Raw genomic sequence first — 1,673 nt, 5'->3', positions numbered from 1 at the left:
CAGTGAGTTATGGATTTTGTATTTTGTTTATCTTCCGTTTGAATTATTTGTTGTTAGTGAAATAAGTTTCTTTAAAATAAAACTTTCAACAAAAGGAGGGGAAAAAACCAATGTAATCGTTAGGATAAACTATTTAATATCAGTTTTGAGAAGGACGATTTTTGGGTTTACTTGAAATTAATTGTAAAGAAAATTGATTTGCATTAGGTTTGTTTTATATTTAGGAAGAACCTTTTTGTAAAAAAGAAAATAACTTTTTTTAAAATTTAAATTATATTTTATGATGCCCTTTTAAAAAAAAATAAAATGAAAAATATTTTTGTAAAAATAATACTAATAAACTTGCTGTTTTTAAGTGGATGTGGATGGATAACAATTGTGTCAGGTGAGTGGGAAGAAGTAGAAAAATTTAAGGTAGATTTAAATGTTAAACCCTCAGTTTTCATTAGTAATTATACTCATGATTCAACATATTTATTGCAAAAAAATTATTTCCTAACATTTTATGACATTTATTGTATCTATTCATATCGTCAGATATATATATGTAATAAATTGTATGATTCAACAAAGGAATATTTTGAATGGATTGCTTTAACAATTTATGATTCAATTGATGAGGGGGAATTTAGAACAAAAAAGGAATACAATGAAAAATTACGTTATAAATATGAAACATATTATAAAATTAATGGATTAAAATCTTCTTTAAGGAATTTGTATTATCGAAATAATATTAAAGAACCGGATTGTGTTCCAATGAACATGATAATTGTGAACGATTCAATTGTAAAAATTATTAGAGGAGCAATAAATACAAAATTAAAATATGAAACTTATAAACATTTCCTTGATTCGGTAATTGCAAGCTCAATAATTCCTGACATGAATACGGAACCTTAGAAATTATTTAGAACGCTTCATTTTTTTTAAGGATTCAAAATGAGGAATAATAAAACACTCAATAAACAAAGCAATTAAAATCCCACAGAGATAACAAAAAATATCCGACCAAAGAAAACCAAAACCTAAAATCAATCCACCGATTGTTGTTTGCCTGATAGTATCAACCCAATTTGCTTTATAGATTTGACTTACTTCAATAACTACTGAGAAAATCAAAGAATAAAAAGCAATACTAATAGATTTTTTATTGTTGAAAACTAATCTAAAAACAAAAAATACAGCCAAAGCCCACATTGTATCACCAGTGTATTCAGCAATAAAAAAAGGAAGTTGTGCAGAATATTTTCTGGATAAAATTCCCAAAAGGGATGCTAATACAATTATAACAAAATAATATATCCGATTACTAATTTTCAGCTTACTCATTTGAATTCAAAGATAGGGGAAAAATAATGATGAATGATGAATGATAAATGATAAAATGTGGTTATTCATCCAGACGTACTTCCTACGGTCGTACGGACTCATACGAACTAACTTCGTGTCGCAAGTTTTGTTGATTTGTTTATATTTTCACGCAAAGACGCAAAGAACGCAAAGAAGAATTATTTATCCATACGGACAAGTTTTGTTGATTTGTTTATTTGTTTAAACGCAGAGTCGCAGAAACGCAGAGGAAAATTAACAAAAAAAGTCAACCCTATTCAGGCAAGCACATCCTGCGAACTGAGGACTAAAAACTAAAAGTTAAAAAACTAAAAAGGAAT

General features: G+C 27.3%; 2 protein-coding genes. One reads left to right on the top strand and one right to left on the bottom strand.

Annotated features, from left to right (window positions below; all coding sequences use genetic code 11):
- Positions 1-306: 306 nt before the first annotated feature.
- Positions 307-903: a hypothetical protein gene (locus tag U9R42_14025; protein ID MEA3497141.1), complete on the top strand. Its 597-nt coding sequence runs from the start codon at positions 307-309 to the stop codon at positions 901-903.
- Between the two features lie 3 nt (positions 904-906).
- Here the strand turns inward: U9R42_14025 and U9R42_14020 are convergent, their stop codons facing one another.
- The gene (locus U9R42_14020) at positions 907-1,332 is read right to left on the bottom strand and encodes a DUF2809 domain-containing protein (GenBank protein ID MEA3497140.1); all 426 of its coding nucleotides are present in this window, start codon (positions 1,330-1,332) and stop codon (positions 907-909) included.
- Positions 1,333-1,673: the final 341 nt, after the last annotated feature.

It is taken from the genome of Bacteroidota bacterium (genome assembly GCA_034723125.1).
Lineage (GTDB): Bacteria > Bacteroidota > Bacteroidia > CAILMK01 > JAAYUY01 > JAYEOP01.
Note: the sequence above shows the minus strand (reverse complement) of the source record. Positions and strands in the feature narration are given on the sequence as shown.

Excerpts from the sequence above, each read along its gene's own strand:
- U9R42_14025 (MEA3497141.1), top strand. The coding sequence starts at position 307 with ATGAAAAATATTTTTGTAAAAATAATACTAATAAACTTGCTGTTTTTA.
- U9R42_14020 (MEA3497140.1), bottom strand. The coding sequence starts at position 1,332 with ATGAGTAAGCTGAAAATTAGTAATCGGATATATTATTTTGTTATAATT.